Below are 18141 nucleotides of genomic sequence, written 5' to 3' on the forward strand. Positions count from 1 at the left end.
CCATGTTCATCCTCGATGACCTCCTGTTCCGGCCGTTCGTCGGCATCGTCGACGCGCTCCACTCCATCGCGCTCGACGAGATGTACGACGTGGAGGCTCTCGAGGACGAACTCAAGGAGAACCAACTGCTGTACGAACTCGGCGAGCGCTCCGAGGCGGAGTATCGCCGCCGCAAGGAAGAACTCGAGGCGGAACTCGAAACCGCTCGCGATGTCCACGAACGGCTCTCGAGTGGCCGCGTAGAGGTGAAACGATAAATGAGCGACAGCAACCCCGACGACGACCGCGACGAATCGGCCGACGACCGCGCCTACGAGAGCGACCACTGGCTCTCGAGCCTGCTGTCCGCGCTGGAATCGCTCGAGAGCGGCCCGGCCTCGACTTCGGGACGGAGGCGGGGCGACCGGGCGGTCTTCGATTACGACATCTCGATCCGATCGGCCGACGACCTCGCGGGCGAGTCGCCGCTCGATCGGGGCCCGTTCGACGATCGCTCCGTCGATCGGAACTCCGGTCGGAACGGCGACGACCACGGCGACGGCGACAGCCACCGATCTCGAAAGCGTCGCGTTCGATCCTCGAGCCCCTCGAGCGACCACCACGTTGCGACCCGGACCCACGAGGACGAACTGCTCGTCACCGCCGATGTCGCCGGCGCGGACCCGGACGACGTGACGGTTGGCTTCGACGACGCGACGCTCGTCATCGCCGTCGAGGGAAACGAACTCGACCGCGTCGATGTCCCATGGCGGGAGACGACGGCCGACGCAGTGCTCAAGAACGGCGTGCTCACCGTCCAGATCCGACCGGAGCGGTCGGAACCCGAACCCTCGGACGAGACGGAGGACGACGGATGAGCGACGCCGAGGCCGGCGACTCGTTTGACGCGCTGCTCGAGGACGCGACCGAGAGCCTCGGCCGGCTCGAGGAGACCCTCGGCGAGAGCGACGCGATCGACGATCTCGACGACGACACCCTCGAGACGGTCGTCGGCGACCTCGACACCCTCGTGCGGGTCGCCGAGGAGGTCGGCGACCTGCTCGAGGCGATGGATCTCAGCGAGTTGCCCGATGCGATCGACGGGGACGAACTCCTCGACGCGATCGAACTCGGCGAAATTCCCGATGTGTTAGCCGACGACGACCACGGCGTGACTGAACTCGTCGACTTCACGGAACTGTTCGACGCGATCGATCTGCTGAACGCGTGGAACGCCGCGGACCTGACCGACGTGTGGCAGGCGAAACGCGAACTCGACGACGCCACGGACGCCCTCGGGGACGGCGACGACGCGGGGATGCTCGAGGACGCAGTGTCGGACATCGCGAACGGCGACGAGAATGACGGCGACGGACTGCTCGGCGACGACGAGGACGGCGTCCTCGATACGGGGATGGACGCCGGTGCCGCGGCGAAGGAAGCCCTCGGCGACATCGACGTCGCGGAGGACCCGGAGGCCTATCAGGTGGCGATCCAGCAGCAGGCGATGGAAGGGATCGACGCCTTCCGCTCGGCGCTGCTCGAGACCCACGAGGAGTTCGAGAATCTCTACGAGTTCAACCGCGAGAAGATGCGCCGGCAGGACACGAGCACGAACTCCCGGAACCCGACGGCGGCGGCGACGATCCCGACCGAACGGCGCGACCTCGGCGGCGGTGCCCGCTATTCGACGGTCCCACAGGAGGTCAAACTCTCGACGGCACCGACTCGGAAGCGGATCTACGGCCGCCGGTTCGAACTCGAGCGGGAACGACAGCGGCGCAAGCAACGACAGGAGAGCCCCAACGATGACTGACCCACCACTACGACGACGGTGCGGACGCGAAGCGAGTGCGACGACCGAATCCGGTCTCGACGCCGGACAGATCGGGGGTGAGACCCGTGCCAGATGACTTCCAGCCCAGCCGGCAGAAGGCAGACCTCGCGGAGGTCGTCGAGATGCTGCTCGACAAGGGGATCGTCATCAACGCCGACATCGCCGTCTCGATCGGCGACACCCAACTGCTCGGCGTACAGGTCCGGGCCGCGATCGCCTCCTTCGAGACCGCGGCGAAGTACGGCCTCGAGTTCCCGGAGGGGACGGACATGCGACGGGTCGCCGAAGCGGTCGACGAGCCCGAACTCGCGGAGATGGACCGACCGAACCCGGTGATCGATCCGACCCGCGGCGTCAACGTGACCGCGGAAGACGACGCGGCGTCCGACTCGAGCGCTGGCGGCACCGATGATGGCGATAGCACCGGAGACAGCGAGTCCGACGCGAGCGATCTGGCCGTCGGCGACGAGGAACTGGTGAGCGAACGCCTCGGTGCCAGACCGAACCCCGACCGGCCCACCAGCGGCGGCTTCGACCTGCTCAGCGACGACGCCGAGTCAGGCGCTGCCTCGAGCGACGACGAGTCAGAATCAGACGACGGCGACGCCGAAGAGAACGAGGCCACTGCGGAGGCCGAAACGGAGGGCGAGAGGTCGTGAGCACGATCGATGTCGGCGACGGCGAGGACGCGCGCCAGGGACTCATCACCCTCGTGATCACCGTCGTCGAGCTCCTGATCGAGGCCCTCGAGCGCGAGGCGGTCCGGCGCATGGAGTCGGGGAACCTCTCGGACGAGGAGATCGAACGCCTCGGCGAACAGCTCGCGACGATCGAGGCCGAGATCGAACAGCTCAAAGAAGACGAGGGGATCGAGGACGGCGTCGACGACCTCCGCGGCGATCTGGACGGGCTGGTCAACGACGCGATCCAGCAGCTCCAGGGCGAGCCGACAGCCATGCGTAAACCCGGCTACTCCGTCTTCGGAGGTGAGGACGAATGAGCCGCGACGGCTCCGGCAGTCCCGCTGCGGAATCCGAACACGGGAGCCTCGAGAATCCCGACGCGGGCGAGTCGGCCGAGCCGCCGTCGATCGACGAGGGGCGATACCTCTACTGCATCGTTCGAACTGACGAGGAAACCGCCCTCGAGACGACCGGCGTCGACGGCGAGTCTGTCTCAGTCGTCGTCGAGGACGGCATCGGTGCCGTCGTCCACGCTTGCGACGGCATCTACGACTCGGCGAACCTCGCGCAGGTCCGCCGCTGGCTCGTCCGCCATCAAACGGTCGTCGACGAGGCCGGGCAGGCCTTCGGGACCCCGATTCCGTTCCAGTTCGACACGATCCTCCGGGGCGACGACGACCGCGTCCGCGAGTGGCTCCGCGAGGAGTCTGACACCCTCGAGCAAGCGCTGGACGGACTCGCCGGCCACTGGGAGTACCGCGTCGAGGTCGTCGAAATCGACCCCATCAGCGACGAGTCGCTGATCGAGCGCGACGAGCGCCTTCGCGAACTCGACGAGCAGATCGGCGACTCCGGAGAGGGGACCGCGTTCCTGCTCGAGAAGAAGTTCGACCAGCGGCTCACGGAACTCCGGGCCGCGCGACGGGAGTCGCTGACCGCCGACCTCGAGGAGCGACTGGCCGCCAAAGCGCGGGAGGTCCACGCCCTCGAGCGCTCGCCGAGCGCGAAACTGTCCGACGACGTGACGGATAGCTCGGGATCGGACGACTCGAGCGGCGATGACGGCGGCGAAACGCTCTGTCGCCTGACGCTGCTGGCCCACGAGAACGACGAGGGAGCGATCGGCTCGATACTCGACGACGTGGCCGCAAACGAGGGCCTCGAAGTCAGGTTCACCGGGCCGTGGCCGCCGTACACGTTCGCGCCGGAACTCGACGGCGGAGACGACGGCGGAAAGCCGACCGCAAGCGACAGTACGAACTCACAGCCATGAGGCCGCGAAAGGACGACGACGCGCTCGTCGACGTGCTCGACGTGTTGCTCAGGGACGGCGCGATCCTCCGCGCGGACGTTATCGTCTCGGTCGCGGAGATCCCGCTCGTTGGCATCAAGCTCACGGCGGCCATCGCCGGCATGGAGACGATGACCGAGTACGGACTCTTCGAGGAGTGGGACGCCGAGCGCCGGCGTGCGGCCGTCAGCCGCCGCCAGTACGCCGACCCCGATCCGGACCCAGCATTCGAGGAGATGACCGAACTCGGCGTCGGCAGTTCTCACGAGGACGGAGGGGATCGAGACGGGAACGAGTAGACCAAATGAGCGGGCGACTCGAGGCGGCGATCCCGGAGCCTGCGAGACGCGAGGTGTGGCTGTCGATCGGGGCGGTTCGACCCTCGGACTGGTTGCCGGCCCTGCCCGAGGCCGGCGGTCAGGCGTACTTCGGGCGCTCCGTCGTGTGTTCGACGTCGCCGGTGACGGTTTCCTCGTCGCTGTCGTCGTCGTAGACGTACTGGCCCGTCCCGCCACAGAGGGTACACTCGTAGGTCTCGGAGATTTCGTTGATCATCTCGCCGTCCTCGAAGTAGACGCGACTCTGCGTGATCTGCAGGAACTGGGCGGTCTCGCAGTTAGTGCAGGTGATCATACCCGTTCGATAGCCACGACCGGTTGTAGTTATCCGGCTTGTAACCGAAGGGGGAGCGCGACTATAACGCCCTTACCGCCACGGCAATCGTCTCGGGTCAACGGGGCGGCCCCGGTCGACACTCGCCGCCGTTCAAGTGCGACCGACCGCGGGTAACTACCCCATAACCGCAAGACTAAATCGGTTTTCGAACGTGCAGTTTATGCAGCGATTGGCCCGACGAAAAACCGTCTTTCCTACTGAAACGTCGGTATTAACAGCCGCCATTGTGGCCGTCTTTCGACCCGATTCGACCGACAAAAGTCGGGGCATCCCTGCCCGCTCCGAGCGACGAGAGCCGGCGGCCGATCGCCGTTCTCGAGGCGATTCTCAACGGTCGACCGCGACTCGATCACCGGTTCTGGCCGCGTCGTACGCCGCCTCGGTCAGCGCCGTCACCCGGAGGGCGTCCCGGACCGTCGCCGGCGGGTCGGTCCCCTCGTCGAGGCTCTCGAGGAAGGCGTCGGCGCGGGACCGCTCGTTGCGAGGGTCGATGTACGGCACGTATTCGCCGGCGTCGGAATCGATCACGCGGACCTCACGGGACCCCCACTGGGTGCCCTCCAGAGAGACCGCGCCCTCGTCGTCCCAGAGGTGGACGTGCTCCCGGACCGACGGCGCGTCGCCGTGGAAGGAAAACGTCCCGGTCGCCCCGTTTGCGAACGCAACGTCGAGGTGGGCGCGGCGGTCGACCCGCTTTTCGTCGTCGTGGAAGTCCATGCTCGCGGCGACCGACTCCGGCTCGAGGCCGGTCGTCCAGCAGACGCCATCGAGGACGTGACTGCCCGTATCGTACAGGAAGCCGCCGCCGGACAGGTCGGGATCGAGCCGCCACGTGCCCCGCGAGTCGTCGATCCAGTCCTGCGTAATCGAGGCGGTCAGCCACGTCGGCTCGCGGTCGGCGAACCGGTTGCGGGCCGTTTGAAACGCCGTCTGGAGGTGGCGCTGATAGCCGACCATGACGGTCCGGTCGCTCCGTTCGGCCCGATTCGCGAGGTTGCGAGCCCGCTCGAGGTCGGTCGTCAGCGGTTTGTCGCAGTAGACGTGACAGTCCCGCTCGAGAGCGGCGACGACCTGCTCGTAGTGCAGCGTGTGGGGCGTCCCGACGAGAACCGCGTCGATGACTCCGTCCTCGAGCATCGCCGTGTACTCGGCATATCGGCGGTCATCGGGCACATCGAACTCCCGGCCGACCCGCTCGAGGCGATCCGGATCGAGGTCACAGAGTGCTCGGACGGTGGCGTCCGGATGGCGGTGGAACTGACCTCCGACTGTCGTCCCGATGTATCCCAGACCGACGATACCGAGCCGAAGCGGCCGTGGCGTCGCGCCGTCGCTCATACGGTGCCCCACGATTTCCAGTGGTATCCTTCTGGAGTCGTCGCAGGCAAGCATCGCTGCCGGATCGGCGGCAGTCGTTTCCGGCCCATCGCGGCGACCCGCCGCTAACCCTTTCCGTCCGCGCCGGGAACTCCCCGTATGGCAAGCAACATCACGATGTACGTCCTCGAGGGCTGTCCGTACTGCGAGGCCGTCACCGACCGCCTCGAGGAGGCGGGGATCGACTACGAGCGCGAGGAGGTCCCGGCGCTTCACTCGGGTCGGGACGAGGTCAAGCGAGTTTCGGGGCAGCGGGCCGTCCCCGTGCTCATCGACCAGGACCACGGCGTGACGATGGCAGAGTCGGAGAACATCCTCGAGTACGTCGAGCGAACACTCGCCTGACCGCGAGTCGGCACACGCGATAAATCGACCCGTAGCACGGGGCTACGGTCGGGGTAGACGGTGCCTGCGATCGGACCGGGAACGCTACCGGGAGCCAAACGGCCGCATAACAATACCCGGACCGCACATTTGCCACCATGCGGGGAGGAACGACCCCGCCGGGTACACGCTCGGCCGACGCGACGCGCTGACCAGCCGATTGCGTGCGTTCATGCCCGGATCGCTCGGACGTGGTCTCGCCCCCACTTCGAGTACGCTCATGTCTCTCACGCCCAGGGCGGTTCCCGCCCCGCCCGGGTTTCACGATCGACCGACAGCGACGGCTCCGGGTTCTCGATGTACTCACACCCGACAGCCGGTAGCTCACGTCGGAAGAAACAGCGCGGTCGATCGCGGTCGTGCGATTTCGAACCCCGAATCCCGCTCAGAACTCCGTGATGACCGGAATGCCGACCGTCTCGTAGTCGTCCATCGAGGCCAGCGTCTCCGGTGCCTCCTCGAGCGACAGCGTCTCACCGATGATCTTGCTCGGCTCGAGGGTCCCCTGTGCGATCAGGTTGAACAGTTCCTCGTAGCGGACCAGTGGCATGCCGAAAGAGCCGTGGAAGTCGATCTCCTGCATCGTCATCACGTCGACGGGGAGGTCGATCTGGCCCTGCTCCTCGCCGGTCGTCAGTCCAACCTGGACGTGGCTGCCGCGGGTTCCGAGGCTGTTGACCGAGTTCTGGCAGGTCTCGGCGATCCCGAGTGCGTCGATCGAGACGTCGGCACCGTCGCCGGTGAGTGCCTTGACCGCCCGGGGCGCGCTGTCGACCTCAGTGCTGTTGATCGTCTCGACGGCTCCGAGTTCCGCGGCTCGCTCGAGTTTGCTGTCGAGGACGTCGATCGCGATCGGGTGTGCGCCCAGGGCCTGTGCGATGTGGATCGCCGAGAGGCCGACACCGCCACAGCCGTGGACGGCGACCCAGTCACCGGGGCGGAGGTTCGCGCGGTCGGCCAGCGCGTGGTAGGCCGTCATGAACCGACAGCCCAGCCCGGCCATCTCGGCGAAGTCGACCTCGTCGGGGAGTTTCACGCAGTTAAAGTCGGCTTCTCGGACGGGGAACGCCTCCGCGAACGCCCCCGGTGCGTACTCCGACAGGCCGAGCGGGATGACCGTCTCGCAGTTGTTCGCACGCCCCTCGCGGCAGTGCGTACAGGTCCCGTCGCCGAGGTGGAACGGCACCGCCACGCGATCGCCCTCCTCGAGCGTTTCGACGTCGTCCCCGACGGCTGAGACGATGCCCGCGGGCTCGTGGCCGAGGATCTGGCCTTCCGGAACGCCAGCACCGATCCAGCTCCAGTCGCCTTGCCACGCGTGCCAGTCGCTGCGGCAGACGCCACAAGCTTCGGTTTCGACGATGACTTGATCCGGAGCCGGCTCCGGGCAGTCGACGTCTTTGACCGCGAGCGGTTCCCCATGTTCCTCGATTACGGCCGCTTTCATGGTCTACGGGTAGTGCCAACGAATATAAAAGTGTGGCCGAATTGGGTTAGATTTGTCATAAACATACCGTGGGTTTTCTACTGTTGTTCTAACGGCCAGTTGTCAGCACAGGCCGTTTCCGGACTAAATACGAAGAGACCAGAGAGGGCGGTAACAACGAATCGCTAATGAATAAGACAGCAGAGGTATCCGAGTTGGACGGTCGATCTGATCTATCGTACGACTCGTTTAGTCCGTCTCTGGCCGGACTCGAGATCGGCGCGCTGTCGTTCGTGATTGTCGCATATGTAACAGTCACTAATAATAAAAATATAGTCGACATATTTGATTCTAATAATTCAAGATCAGGCACGACTAGTATGTGGATTTCAACCCGTATCGGTTCAGACGGCCATCTCTGCCGGAGTATTGGTCGTTCCGGATCACGACTCGAGTGAAACGATCGTTCGGCAACCGAACGTCACCGTCTCAATCGCTATTTCGTGTGTTAGAACGCTATGAGAGCTGTGTTCGAGTAGTAAAGCGTTGGGATAAATGACACCGGCGACCGGCCCAGACAAATATGTTCAATCTAAGACCTTAGTTACTTACCATCATATAGTTTTCAAGAGGATCTGCCAGCAGTACGTACCGACCGCCACGACGGAGTCCGTAACGTGCTCAATCCGCCTTCACCGCGGCGGTCGTAACCGCGGGATCGCGCAACAGCGGGAGTGAGACGACCAGCAGGCAGCTCGCCACGAGCACGGCACAGAGCACGTACGTCCACTGGTAGCCGAACCAGCCGTCGACAGCCGGAATCGCGACGAGCGGGCCGAGGCTGAGACCGATATCGCCCATCACGTTGTAGACGCCGCCCATCCGTCCGAGTTCGTCGCCAGGGGTGACATCGCCCAAGATCGCCATCAGCGCAGGGGCTGCGACGCCCATCCCGCCGCCGATGAGGGTGATCGCCGCGAGCAACGCTTCGATCGCGGGGACGTAGCCGATGAGCAGGAATCCCGCGCCCATCGATAGAAACGCCGGGATCGTCAACAGCGTGCGATCGCTCATCCGGTCCGAAATCCAGCTCGTGCCAAGCGTCGTCGCCCCCGAGGTGAGGACGCCGAGTGCCATGACGACGCCGCTTACCCCCGCCGCGCTGAGGAGGGCGATCTCGAGGTCGTAGACGTTCGCATAGCGGGCGAGCGTCGAGAGGATGACGCCGCCCCAGAGGAACTGGACGGTGAAGTTCCCGAACCCGATCAGGAGGACGACGGGGCGACCGGCGAGCAGCGACGGGAGTTCGCGGAGGCCCGCGGACTGGCTCTCCGCGCCGCCGTGGACGTCCGGGAGGACGAGCGTCGCGATCGTGCCGGCGATCAGCGCGAGCACGCCCGCGGCGAGAAACGCGGTCTGCATGTTGGCGATATCAGTCAGGACACCGCCGACGATGAGTCCGGTCGGGAACCCGAGCGACTGGCCGCCGCGCATGTAGCCCACCCACCGGCCCCGATTCGCCGCGGTGGTAACGTGGGTAATCGTCGCGAACGCGCCGATGAAGACGAAGGCGCTGCCGACCCCCCAGAAGAGCCTCGAGAGGACGAAGATCAGCCCCGGCAGCGACACCTCGCCGAACACCGGGAGCGAGCCGATGACGGTTGGCGGTGCGTTCAGGCCGGCGATGTAGCCAAAGGGTGCGAGTGCTTGGGTGAAGAGTCCGAAGATCATCGGGGTCCGCGCGCCGACGCGGTCGATGATCGTCCCGGCGGGCGTATTCATGACCAGCCGGGCAATGCGGTTCGCCGAGAGAATGACGCTCAGCATGACCGCGGAGATGACGAGTTTTTCGTCGAGCAACGGCAAGGTGGGGAAAGCGACGCCGGTTGCGACGCCACCGAAGAAGATTCCCGAGATGACCGCGAGCGCGATTGTCCGGATCTCACCGGACGTATAGTCGCTCTCCCTCGTCGACCCCTCGCTCATGGTCGCTGCCGTCCTTCTCGATCGTCCATACTGACGCCACGTTTCGAACGCGCGGACTTCAACTCACCGTTCACGATCCGATTCGCCGATCGTTCACCGACCTATCAGCCGCCAAGTGCGTTTCTGGCTGCGATGCCGACATTGTTGCGTACACCGCTAGTGAGTGCCCCGATCATTGCCCGATCGATATAGTGACAATGATGAGAGCAAACAAGTTAATGCTATAGTTCTTGCCATATTCACCAAAAAGAAATGAGAGCAAATAGTGGTTGAATGGGGTATAATAAGGTAGATAAAGTTGTATTTATGACTTCTAGCGTGTAGAATGCATGTATACAAAAAGAGACCTCGAAGTCGGAACCAGTATATTATAAATATGAATACTTCACTAAACGGTGAAATGAGGCTTCGAGGACGGCTATGCTCCGACGCGGATCATTGACGGCGAATACGACATCGATAAAGTCGTTACAAACATACGCTTGTAACTCCTCTGCGATACTGCGCTGCTCCTCTCGGGACGAATCGATGGTCGAACGCGAGACCTGACCTGCCGGAGACGGCCAACTCATCGACGGTTTCGTTCCCGTTCGGTCACGACGGAGAGATAGACAGCGGACCCGATATGACCGCCCGCCAGGAACAAACGGGCGTTATGTAATGAAAAACAACCAGGCAATACGATTCTGTTACGATGACCCACCTACTCGCTTCTCAAGGCCGTTTTCACACCGAATCATCCGAGATCCGAGAAGAGACCGGACGAGAGAACCCGCGGACACAACGCTCGAGGCCGATTCAGACGGTGGCTACTAGTTTCACACCCTATATAAGAACACGCGTTCCCTATAACTGAACGGCATTCGAACCGGGCGGAGACGGCCGCGATGTCCCAATGGGACAAATACCGAATCTCGGACGGCGACCAGCAGGCGGTGGTCCGAAAGTCCAGTTTGTACACACGACCTGCCGTTCGGGAATGATGAACACATAGATATTTATAGGAAACGTCTACTAGCCGTTGTATGGGCAAGCGAGCGAACAATCCGGTAAAGTCGGTTGTGACGACGTTTGACATCCTCCAGACGCTGCGTCGGCTCGACGGGGCCGGTGTGACCGAACTCTCGAACGAACTCGACCTCCCGAAAAGTAGCGTTTACAACTATCTCAGCACGCTCGAGCAGGAGGAATACGTCGTCAAGCAAAACGGAACGTACCACCTCGGGCTTCGATTTCTCGATCTCGGTCGGTACGTCCGCGAGCGTGACGACCTCTACGAGACGGCCCGGCCCGAGATGGAATCGATCGCCGAGGAGACGGACGAACTCGTCAATCTGCTCGTCGAGGAACACGGACAGGGCGTCTACGTGTGCCGGGTTCGGGGTGATCAAGCCGTTAACGTCGCCGCGGGGACCGGTCACCGCGTCGCGTTGCACAACACGGGCCTCGGGAAGGCGGTCCTCGCGTACCTGCCCGAGGACCGGGTCGACGAAATCATCGACAATCACGGGATGTCGGCCGATACCGAACACTCGATTACCGATCGCGGGGAACTCAAAGACGAACTCGCGGAGATCCGCGACCGCGGCGTGGCGTTCGATCGCGAGGAGCGTATCGGCGGCCTCTGCTGTGCCGCCGTGCCGATTTTGGACCTCGAGGACCGACCGATCGGGGCGCTCAGCGTCGCCGGGCCGACGAGCCGGATGAAAGGGGAGCGACTCGAGTCCGAACTCCCAGAACTCCTCAAGAGCGCGGCGAACGTCATCGAACTGAACCTCACGTACTCCTGATCGGTCACTACGACCTCCTCGTTACCGACCCACACAAACTATTGTTCAGGAATGACGAACGGGGCGTGACGATCGATGCCACGCGGCCACGTTGTCTGCCGCCGCGCTCTCGAGGGCACCGCGATCGACGGGCGCTGTGACGTGTTTCGACAACGGATATGCGTTGACGATATCGAACCGCTCCGAGGCCGCTCAGAACGCGCTGTCCGCGAAGCCGCCGTCCACGGTGACGACCTCGCCGGTCACGAACGAGGCGGCGTCGCTGGCGAGGAAGATCGCCGGGCCGACGATCTCCTCGCGCTCGGCGACCCGGCCGATCGGCGTTCGCTCGTCGATGCGTTCGCGTTTCTCGGTTCCCTCGGCGTACGTGTCCGCGTTCTGGGGCGTGATGACGAAGCCCGGTGCGATCGCGTTGACCCTGATATCGGGTGCGAGTTCCTTCGAGGCCGCGCGCGTGAAGGCTTCGACGCCGCCTTTGGCGGCGGTGTACGCCGGCAGGTTCGCCATCGAGAGCTGTGCCGTCAGCGAGGAGATGTTGATGATCGACCCGCCTTCGTCCATCGCCGGGGCGAAGGCTTGGGTCACGCGGCGGACACCGTCGAGCGCGACGTCGGTGACGAAGTCCCACTCCTCGTCGGTGATGTCCTGGACCGATGCTCGAGAGATCGCTCCCTGCGACGCGACGACGACGTCGATGCCGCCGAGTTCCTCGACCGCCGTTTCGCGGACGGCCTCGAGCGAGTCCGGTTCGGTGACGTCGCAGGTGATCCGCGCGGTCTCGACGCCTCGGGCTTCGATCTCGGCCGCGGTTTCGTCGACTTTCTCCTCGCTGCGGCTCGTCGCAATGACATCGGCACCTTCCTCGGCGAAGCCGAGGGCGATCGCCTGTCCGATTCCGCTCGTCCCGCCGATGACGACGGCTCGTTTACCACTGACGGTCACTGGGCTGTGTTGGTAATCGACCATACCGCAAGCGAGACCGTCCGACCTCATTATGTTTCCCCTCTCGAGCGAGCCCGGCGGTGAGTGCGGAGGAGGCGACCGGATGCAGTCGACGAGGACCGTCGATCGTATTCGGTAGCGGTTCATAGCAGCGGTAGCACGGTATTGTTCGGAGAAGCAATCTACGACTGGAATAGGACAACGTTCCACCGTTTTCGTAAAAACAGTTTTATATTCCTCTCTCGTCGGGCTTGAGCAACACATGAGCAATGTGTCTCAAACGATAGAGCCCGCTGTGTCGACGAAAGTCGTCCAGCACGTTGCGGCAGTCACGGGTCAAACGGTGACTGCGTTACCGCCCCTATACGAGACGATCGATCCGGACGCACTCGACGCCGTCATCGATTCGGCCACGACCGATGGGTCGTCGCTGGAAGTCCAATTCACGTATTCGGGATGTTACGTTCGTCTCTCGGAAACTGGAACCGTCCACGTCGAGCGTGACGATTAGTAACGGTAGCCGAGGTTGTAGTGGCTGCTCGCACAGACGCACGGATCCCGTTTCCGACGGAACTCGGCGCGGTATCCCACTCGGCCTGTCGGCAAACCCCACAGAATTATAACTGCGGGCGAACGACTGCGCATATCATGCGTGGATTAGCCAAGACCAGTCGCAGCCAGGGAGCTATGGAACTCATCGACCGCGAGCGGCCCGAACCCGGCCCGGACGAGGCGCTGATCGAAGTCGATTACGCGGGTCTCTGTGGGAGCGACGCGGGGATCTACGAGTTCGAATCGGCGTTCGAACGAATGGAACTGCCGACCGTCATCGGCCACGAGTACTCGGGTCGCGTCGTCGAGGTCGGCGACGCCGTGACGAAGTTCGCGGTCGGCGACCGGGTCGTTGAGCGGCCGATTCGGGGCTGTGGCGACTGCTACCAGTGCGAGATCGGCGAATCGAACGTCTGCCAGAACTCGGTCATCACGGGTGTCGACCACGACGGTGCCTACGAACCCTATCTCGCCGTCCCTGAGGACGCGCTCCACGCCGTCCCCGACGGCGTCGAACAGCAACACGCGGCGATGGTCGAACCGACCAGCATCGCTACCCGCGCCGTCATCCAGAACTCTCGCGTGCGAGCCGGCACGCGGGTCCTCGTCGAGGGGCCCGGTCCAATCGGGCTCCTCACCGCCCAAGTCGCCCGCGCACAGGGCGGCGAGGTCGTCGTCAGCGGCGTCGGTCAGGACGCCGAGTACCGCCTCCCGCTGGCCGAGGAACTCGGCTTCGAGACGATCAACGTGGCCGAGGACGATGTCGACGCCGTCCGCGACGAACGGACTGACGGGATCGGCTACGATGTCGTCTTCGACACGACCGGCCACCCCTCGGGACTGCCGTCGGCCGTCGACGAGGTCCGGAAAGGTGGTCAGATCGTCCTCGTCGGACAGACCGGCGAGACGACGATGCCTTACTCGCCGCTCGTCCGCGCGGAGATCGACCTGCAGTGTTCCTACGCGTCGAAGTACGAGGACTTCGAGAACGCCTTGCGCCTGATCGACACGGGCGACGTCGACGCCGAGACGTTCATCGACGACCGCTTCAGCCTGCTCGAGGCCGACGATGCCTTCGAGACGTTCGTCAGCGGCGGCACGTGCAAACCAGTCTTCGACGTCTCGGTACTGCGCGACTGAGGATCCCTCGGATATTCTGTCGACTGCGCCGTTTGAGACGGAAGTTTTAGTAGTGCCTGTTGTAATCTACCACTGTCGATGGATTACAGACAGCTATCCGACCCGAACGCAGAGTATACGATGCGGGACCTCTCCGCGGAGACGATGGGCGTTTCCAACTCTCGCGGGCCGCGCGACGTCGAGATCACGGACGTACAGACGACCATCGTCGACGGGAACTATCCGTGGACACTGGTCCGAGTCTACACCGACGCCGGCCTCGTCGGCAACGGCGAGTCCTACTGGGGTGCCGGCGAACGGGAGATCATCGAGCGGATGGCCCCGTTCCTCGAGGGGGAGAACCCGCTCGATATCGACCGTCTCTACGAGCACCTCGTCCAGAAGCTCTCCGGTGAGGGGTCGATCGCCGGGAAAGCGATCTCCGCGATTTCGGGCATCGAACTCGCACTGCACGACGTCGCCGGGAAGATTCTCGACGTGCCGGCCTACCAGCTCATCGGTGGCAAGTACCGCGACGAGATGCGGATGTACTGTGACTGTCACACCGAAGACGAGGCCGACCCCGACGCCTGCGCCGACGAGGCCGAACGCGTCGTCGAGGACCTCGGTTACGACGCCCTCAAATTCGACCTCGACGTTCCCTCGGGCCACGAGAAAGACCGCGCGAACCGCCATCTGCGCGGCCCCGAGATCGAGCACAAGGCCGAAATCGTCGAGAAGGTCACCGAGCGCATCGGCGACCGCGCCGACGTCGCCTTTGACTGCCACTGGTCGTTCAGTTCCGGCAGCGCACACCGCCTCGCGGATCGCTTAGAGGAGTACGACGTCTGGTGGCTCGAGGACCCGATCCCGCCGGAGAACCACGACGTTCAGGCGGAGGTCACAAAGCGAACCTCGACGCCGATCACGGTCGGCGAGAACGTCTACCGGAACCACGGCAACCGCCGGCTGTTCGAGGAACAGGCCGTCGACATCGTCGCGCCCGACGTGCCCCGCGTCGGCGGCATGCGCGAGACCCGGAAGATCGCCGACCTCGCGGACATGTACTACGTCCCGGTCGCGATGCACAACGTCTCCTCGCCGATCGGCACGATGGCCAGCATTCACGTCGGTGCGTCCATTTCGAACTCGCTCGCCGTCGAGTACCACTCCTACGAACTCGGCTGGTGGTCGGACCTCGTCGAGGAAGACATCATCGAGGACGGGTACGCCGAAGTGCCGGAGAAGCCGGGCCTTGGGATCACACTCGATCTCGACGCCGTCGAGGAACATCTGGCAGACGGTGCCGAGATGTTTGATGAGGCGTAAGCCGAAATCAAACTCGGAAGACGAGCGTCGCGAGTCTTCCGTTGTTCGACGAAGCGTAAGGTTCGTCGAGCCCGCAAATCGGAGTTTGCGTCGTTTGACGAGGCGTAAGCTTCCTCGAGCTCGTTGAGCTCCGCTCAGCGTTGTTTGACGAGGTGTACGCCGAAGTCAAACTCACGGAGCAAAGCTCCGATTCGCGTCGTTTGACCAGGCGTGCCCTCGAGCCGGGTCGTCTGTGTTTGATGAGCCGAACTTGAATAGACCGCCAACGACGGGTGCGAGGGTCTGTCCCACTACTCGCCTTCGCACCGATCGCTGTTCTACGAGCCGATAGGCTGACCTGTACACGAGAGCGCTGTTGCTGCGTTTGGAGCGCTATTGCCGAGTTCGGAACGTCGAGACGACTGCGTGATGCCGCCATATAATAATGATAGATTCGATAGCTTTATATCTCAGTGGTAGAATTTGACAAGCAGCATGGTTGATAATGACAATGCAGTGGGGAGCATCGATAGACGGACGTATCTTACGGGGATCGCAGCGAGCGGTGCGCTCGGACTCGCCGGCTGCATGGGTGGCGGCGGCTCCGACTCGGGCGAACTCGAGGTGCTTCACGGCTGGACGGGCGGAGACGGGGCCGCCGCCGTCGAAGAACTGACCAGTACGTTCAAAGAGAATCACCCGGACATGGAGACGAACTTTCAGGCCGTCGGGGGTGACGGGAACGTCGAGTTGAACACGACGGTCCTCCGCCGACTGACGAACGCGAACCAAATGAGTTCGTTCGCCAACTGGCCGGGGAAGAACCTCGAACGGTACCGCGGGAGCCTGATGGACCTTGAGGAAGACGTCTGGGACGCCGAGGGGTTCAAGGACAGCATGCAGGACCGTGTCGTCGAAATCTGTACGTTCGACGATCAGATGCCGGCGGTCCCGATCGGCTCCCACCGGATGAACAACCTGTTCTTCAACACGGCGGCGTTCGATGAGGCCGGCATCGACGCCGAGAGCCTCGGGAGCGTTTCGGACCTCATGGACGCCCTCGAGACGATCGACTCGGAGACGGACTACATCCCCTTCGCACACGGGATGCGCGCGCCGTTCCTCGGATTGCAGACGTGGGCACAGATCCTCACGAGCGACCACGGCGTCGACGCCTACACGAACTTCATCGAGGGCGACGGTGATAGGGACGCCATTATCGACGCGCTCGAGTCGCTTCAGGAGATCCAGGAGAACTACATCAACGACGACGCGTCTTCGATCGGATACACGGAGGCCGCTCAGAAGCTCATCGCCGACGAGGCGGCCTGTATGCACGGCGGCAACTGGCTCTACGGGATGTTCCGCAACGACGACGACTTCAACTTCGGCGAGGAGTGGGACTGGGTCCCGTTCCCGGGAACCGAGGGGCTGTACTTCTACCACGTCGACGCGTTCGTCATGCCGGCGGACAACCCGAGCCAAGAGCAGACGGTCACGTGGGGTAAGTTTGTCGGCTCCAAGGAGGCCCAGATCGGTTTCAACAACCTCAAGGGATCGGTCCCGCTCCGAACGGACATCGACTCGAGCGAGCTGACTGACTTCCTGGCGATGACCTACGAGGACCTCACGAGTTCCGAGGCGTACCCGCCGACGATCGCCCACGGGCTCGCCGTCGAGCCCGAACAGCTCAACGACTGCAAGAGCGCCATCGGGAACAACTTTATGGACCCCTACGACGCCGAAGCGGCTGCAGACGGATTGCTCGACGCGGTCTCCCAGTAAGCACGGAGACATAACTCAATTTTTATTACGTTGGGATAGAGTAGTGTGGGTGATGGCAACACAGGAGCCGACAGAACCGACTACAGCACCGACAGAGGAGGTGGTAGACTGGCAAACAAAGCTCAGATATTTCCTGAACAGCGACTTCGTTCGATCGTCGCCGTACTGGGGGATCCCCTTTATCCTGATGGGGATCGCCGTTTACGGCGGTATCGGCTACAACGTCGCGATCTCGTTTACCGACTACGCAGGGATCGCCCGACCGACGTTTGGCAGTCTCGACCTCGAGATGTACCGCACGGCGCTGGCAAGCGATGCGTTCCGCGAGGCCGCGTTCAATAACTTCGTGCTGCTGGTCGCGTTTACGACGATTTCGCTGGCGCTGGGACTGTTCCTGGCGGTACTGCTCGATCACGGAATCAGGTACAAAGACCAGATTCAGACGATTTACCTGTTGCCGATGGCGCTGTCGTTCGTCGTGACGGCACAGCTGTGGTTGTGGATGTACAACCAGGAAAGCGGTGTCTTCACCGTCATCGTCACGACGCTCGGGTTCGAGCCGATCGACTGGCTCGGCAACCCCGATATCGCGCTCGCGGCGGTCATCTTCGCGTTGGTCTGGCAGTTCAGCGGGTACGCGATGGTCGTCTACTTAGCGGGACTCCAGTCGATTCCGCGCGATCAGTTCCAGGCCGCGCGCGTCGACGGTGCGAGTACGATCCGGACCTACCTGCGCATCATCATCCCGCAGCTCAAGGAGTCGTCGGTCAGTGCCGCCGTCGTCTTGCTCGTGTTCGCCCTGAAGGCGTTTACCTTCCTCTATGCCCTCGTCGGGCAGTACCGGCCCCCGAACGGGACCGACATCCTGGCCACGCTGATGGTCCGGCAGGCGTTCAAGTTCGGAAAGTGGGCCTACGGGGCCGCGATCGCGACGATGTTGCTGTTGCTCGCGCTCAGCGTTATCGCACCGTATCTGATCTACCAGCACCGACAGGGGAGTCTCTGAC

19 protein-coding genes are annotated in these 18141 nt (G+C 63.4%); 14 read left to right on the forward strand and 5 right to left on the reverse strand.

Annotated elements, in window-relative coordinates:
- The first annotated feature begins 2 nt into the window (after positions 1 to 2).
- The 7 genes from gvpF to gvpM all read left to right on the forward strand — a co-directional run bounded on the left by gvpF (position 3) and on the right by gvpM (position 4089).
- On the forward strand, positions 3 to 257 hold the full coding sequence (gene gvpF / locus ACJYUO_RS12600; protein WP_494345708.1) for a gas vesicle protein GvpF: 255 nt from the start codon (positions 3 to 5) through the stop codon (positions 255 to 257).
- On the forward strand, positions 258 to 857 hold the full coding sequence (locus ACJYUO_RS12605) for a DUF7127 family protein (protein WP_494345709.1): 600 nt from the start codon (positions 258 to 260) through the stop codon (positions 855 to 857).
- The gene (locus tag ACJYUO_RS12610) at positions 854 to 1795 is read left to right on the forward strand and encodes a hypothetical protein (protein ID WP_494345710.1); all 942 of its coding nucleotides are present in this window, start codon (positions 854 to 856) and stop codon (positions 1793 to 1795) included. Before ACJYUO_RS12605 ends, ACJYUO_RS12610 begins: the two co-directional genes overlap by 4 nt.
- Before the next feature lie 86 nt (positions 1796 to 1881).
- Positions 1882 to 2475 carry a gas vesicle protein GvpJ gene (gvpJ, locus tag ACJYUO_RS12615; RefSeq protein WP_494345711.1) on the forward strand — a complete coding sequence of 198 codons (594 nt, stop codon included), beginning with the start codon at positions 1882 to 1884 and terminating at the stop codon, positions 2473 to 2475.
- Complete coding sequence (locus ACJYUO_RS12620; RefSeq protein WP_494345712.1) at positions 2472 to 2816, forward strand: gas vesicle protein K; 345 nt, start codon at positions 2472 to 2474, stop codon at positions 2814 to 2816. Before gvpJ ends, ACJYUO_RS12620 begins: the two co-directional genes overlap by 4 nt.
- Positions 2813 to 3772, forward strand: coding sequence for a gas vesicle protein GvpL (gene gvpL, locus ACJYUO_RS12625; RefSeq protein ID WP_494345713.1), 960 nt, complete (start codon positions 2813 to 2815; stop codon positions 3770 to 3772). Before ACJYUO_RS12620 ends, gvpL begins: the two co-directional genes overlap by 4 nt.
- Positions 3769 to 4089: a gas vesicle protein GvpM gene (gvpM, locus tag ACJYUO_RS12630; protein WP_494345714.1), complete on the forward strand. Its 321-nt coding sequence runs from the start codon at positions 3769 to 3771 to the stop codon at positions 4087 to 4089. Before gvpL ends, gvpM begins: the two co-directional genes overlap by 4 nt.
- 118 nt (positions 4090 to 4207) lie before the next feature.
- Here the strand turns inward: gvpM and ACJYUO_RS12635 are convergent, their stop codons facing one another.
- Positions 4208 to 4423: a hypothetical protein gene (locus ACJYUO_RS12635; protein WP_006432768.1), complete on the reverse strand. Its 216-nt coding sequence runs from the start codon at positions 4421 to 4423 to the stop codon at positions 4208 to 4210.
- A 369-nt stretch (positions 4424 to 4792) separates the two neighbouring features.
- Positions 4793 to 5803, reverse strand: a complete 1011-nt coding sequence (locus ACJYUO_RS12640; protein ID WP_494345715.1) for a Gfo/Idh/MocA family protein — start codon at positions 5801 to 5803, stop codon at positions 4793 to 4795.
- 138 nt (positions 5804 to 5941) lie between these two features.
- Here ACJYUO_RS12640 and ACJYUO_RS12645 point away from each other — a divergent pair, with 138 nt between their 5' ends.
- On the forward strand, positions 5942 to 6187 hold the full coding sequence (locus tag ACJYUO_RS12645; protein WP_494345716.1) for a glutaredoxin family protein: 246 nt from the start codon (positions 5942 to 5944) through the stop codon (positions 6185 to 6187).
- Between the two features lie 424 nt (positions 6188 to 6611).
- Here the strand turns inward: ACJYUO_RS12645 and ACJYUO_RS12650 are convergent, their stop codons facing one another.
- Complete coding sequence (locus ACJYUO_RS12650) at positions 6612 to 7673, reverse strand: zinc-dependent alcohol dehydrogenase family protein (protein ID WP_494345717.1); 1062 nt, start codon at positions 7671 to 7673, stop codon at positions 6612 to 6614.
- 660 nt (positions 7674 to 8333) lie between these two features.
- Positions 8334 to 9638 carry an MFS transporter gene (locus ACJYUO_RS12655; RefSeq protein WP_494345718.1) on the reverse strand — a complete coding sequence of 435 codons (1305 nt, stop codon included), beginning with the start codon at positions 9636 to 9638 and terminating at the stop codon, positions 8334 to 8336.
- 1025 nt (positions 9639 to 10663) lie between these two features.
- On the opposite strand from ACJYUO_RS12655, the gene ACJYUO_RS12660 reads away from it, so the two are divergent.
- On the forward strand, positions 10664 to 11428 hold the full coding sequence (locus ACJYUO_RS12660; protein ID WP_494345719.1) for an IclR family transcriptional regulator: 765 nt from the start codon (positions 10664 to 10666) through the stop codon (positions 11426 to 11428).
- A 192-nt stretch (positions 11429 to 11620) separates the two neighbouring features.
- Here ACJYUO_RS12660 and ACJYUO_RS12665 read toward each other — a convergent pair whose 3' ends face one another.
- Positions 11621 to 12394: an SDR family NAD(P)-dependent oxidoreductase gene (locus tag ACJYUO_RS12665; RefSeq protein WP_494345720.1), complete on the reverse strand. Its 774-nt coding sequence runs from the start codon at positions 12392 to 12394 to the stop codon at positions 11621 to 11623.
- A 238-nt stretch (positions 12395 to 12632) separates the two neighbouring features.
- Between ACJYUO_RS12665 and ACJYUO_RS12670 the strand changes: the two genes are divergently transcribed.
- The 5 genes from ACJYUO_RS12670 (at position 12633) to ACJYUO_RS12690 (ending at position 18140) form a co-directional block, all read left to right on the forward strand.
- On the forward strand, positions 12633 to 12881 hold the full coding sequence (locus ACJYUO_RS12670; protein WP_494345721.1) for a HalOD1 output domain-containing protein: 249 nt from the start codon (positions 12633 to 12635) through the stop codon (positions 12879 to 12881).
- Positions 12882 to 13018: 137 nt separating this feature from the next.
- Complete coding sequence (locus ACJYUO_RS12675; protein WP_494345722.1) at positions 13019 to 14062, forward strand: zinc-dependent alcohol dehydrogenase; 1044 nt, start codon at positions 13019 to 13021, stop codon at positions 14060 to 14062.
- A 72-nt stretch (positions 14063 to 14134) separates the two neighbouring features.
- Positions 14135 to 15370, forward strand: a complete 1236-nt coding sequence (locus ACJYUO_RS12680; protein WP_494345993.1) for a mandelate racemase/muconate lactonizing enzyme family protein — start codon at positions 14135 to 14137, stop codon at positions 15368 to 15370.
- Between the two features lie 474 nt (positions 15371 to 15844).
- Positions 15845 to 17134, forward strand: a complete 1290-nt coding sequence (locus ACJYUO_RS12685; RefSeq protein WP_494345723.1) for an ABC transporter substrate-binding protein — start codon at positions 15845 to 15847, stop codon at positions 17132 to 17134.
- 52 nt (positions 17135 to 17186) lie between these two features.
- The gene (locus ACJYUO_RS12690; RefSeq protein WP_494345724.1) at positions 17187 to 18140 is read left to right on the forward strand and encodes a carbohydrate ABC transporter permease; all 954 of its coding nucleotides are present in this window, start codon (positions 17187 to 17189) and stop codon (positions 18138 to 18140) included.
- Position 18141: the final 1 nt, after the last annotated feature.

The sequence above is a fragment of the Natrinema sp. CRL1 genome, from assembly GCF_059162405.1.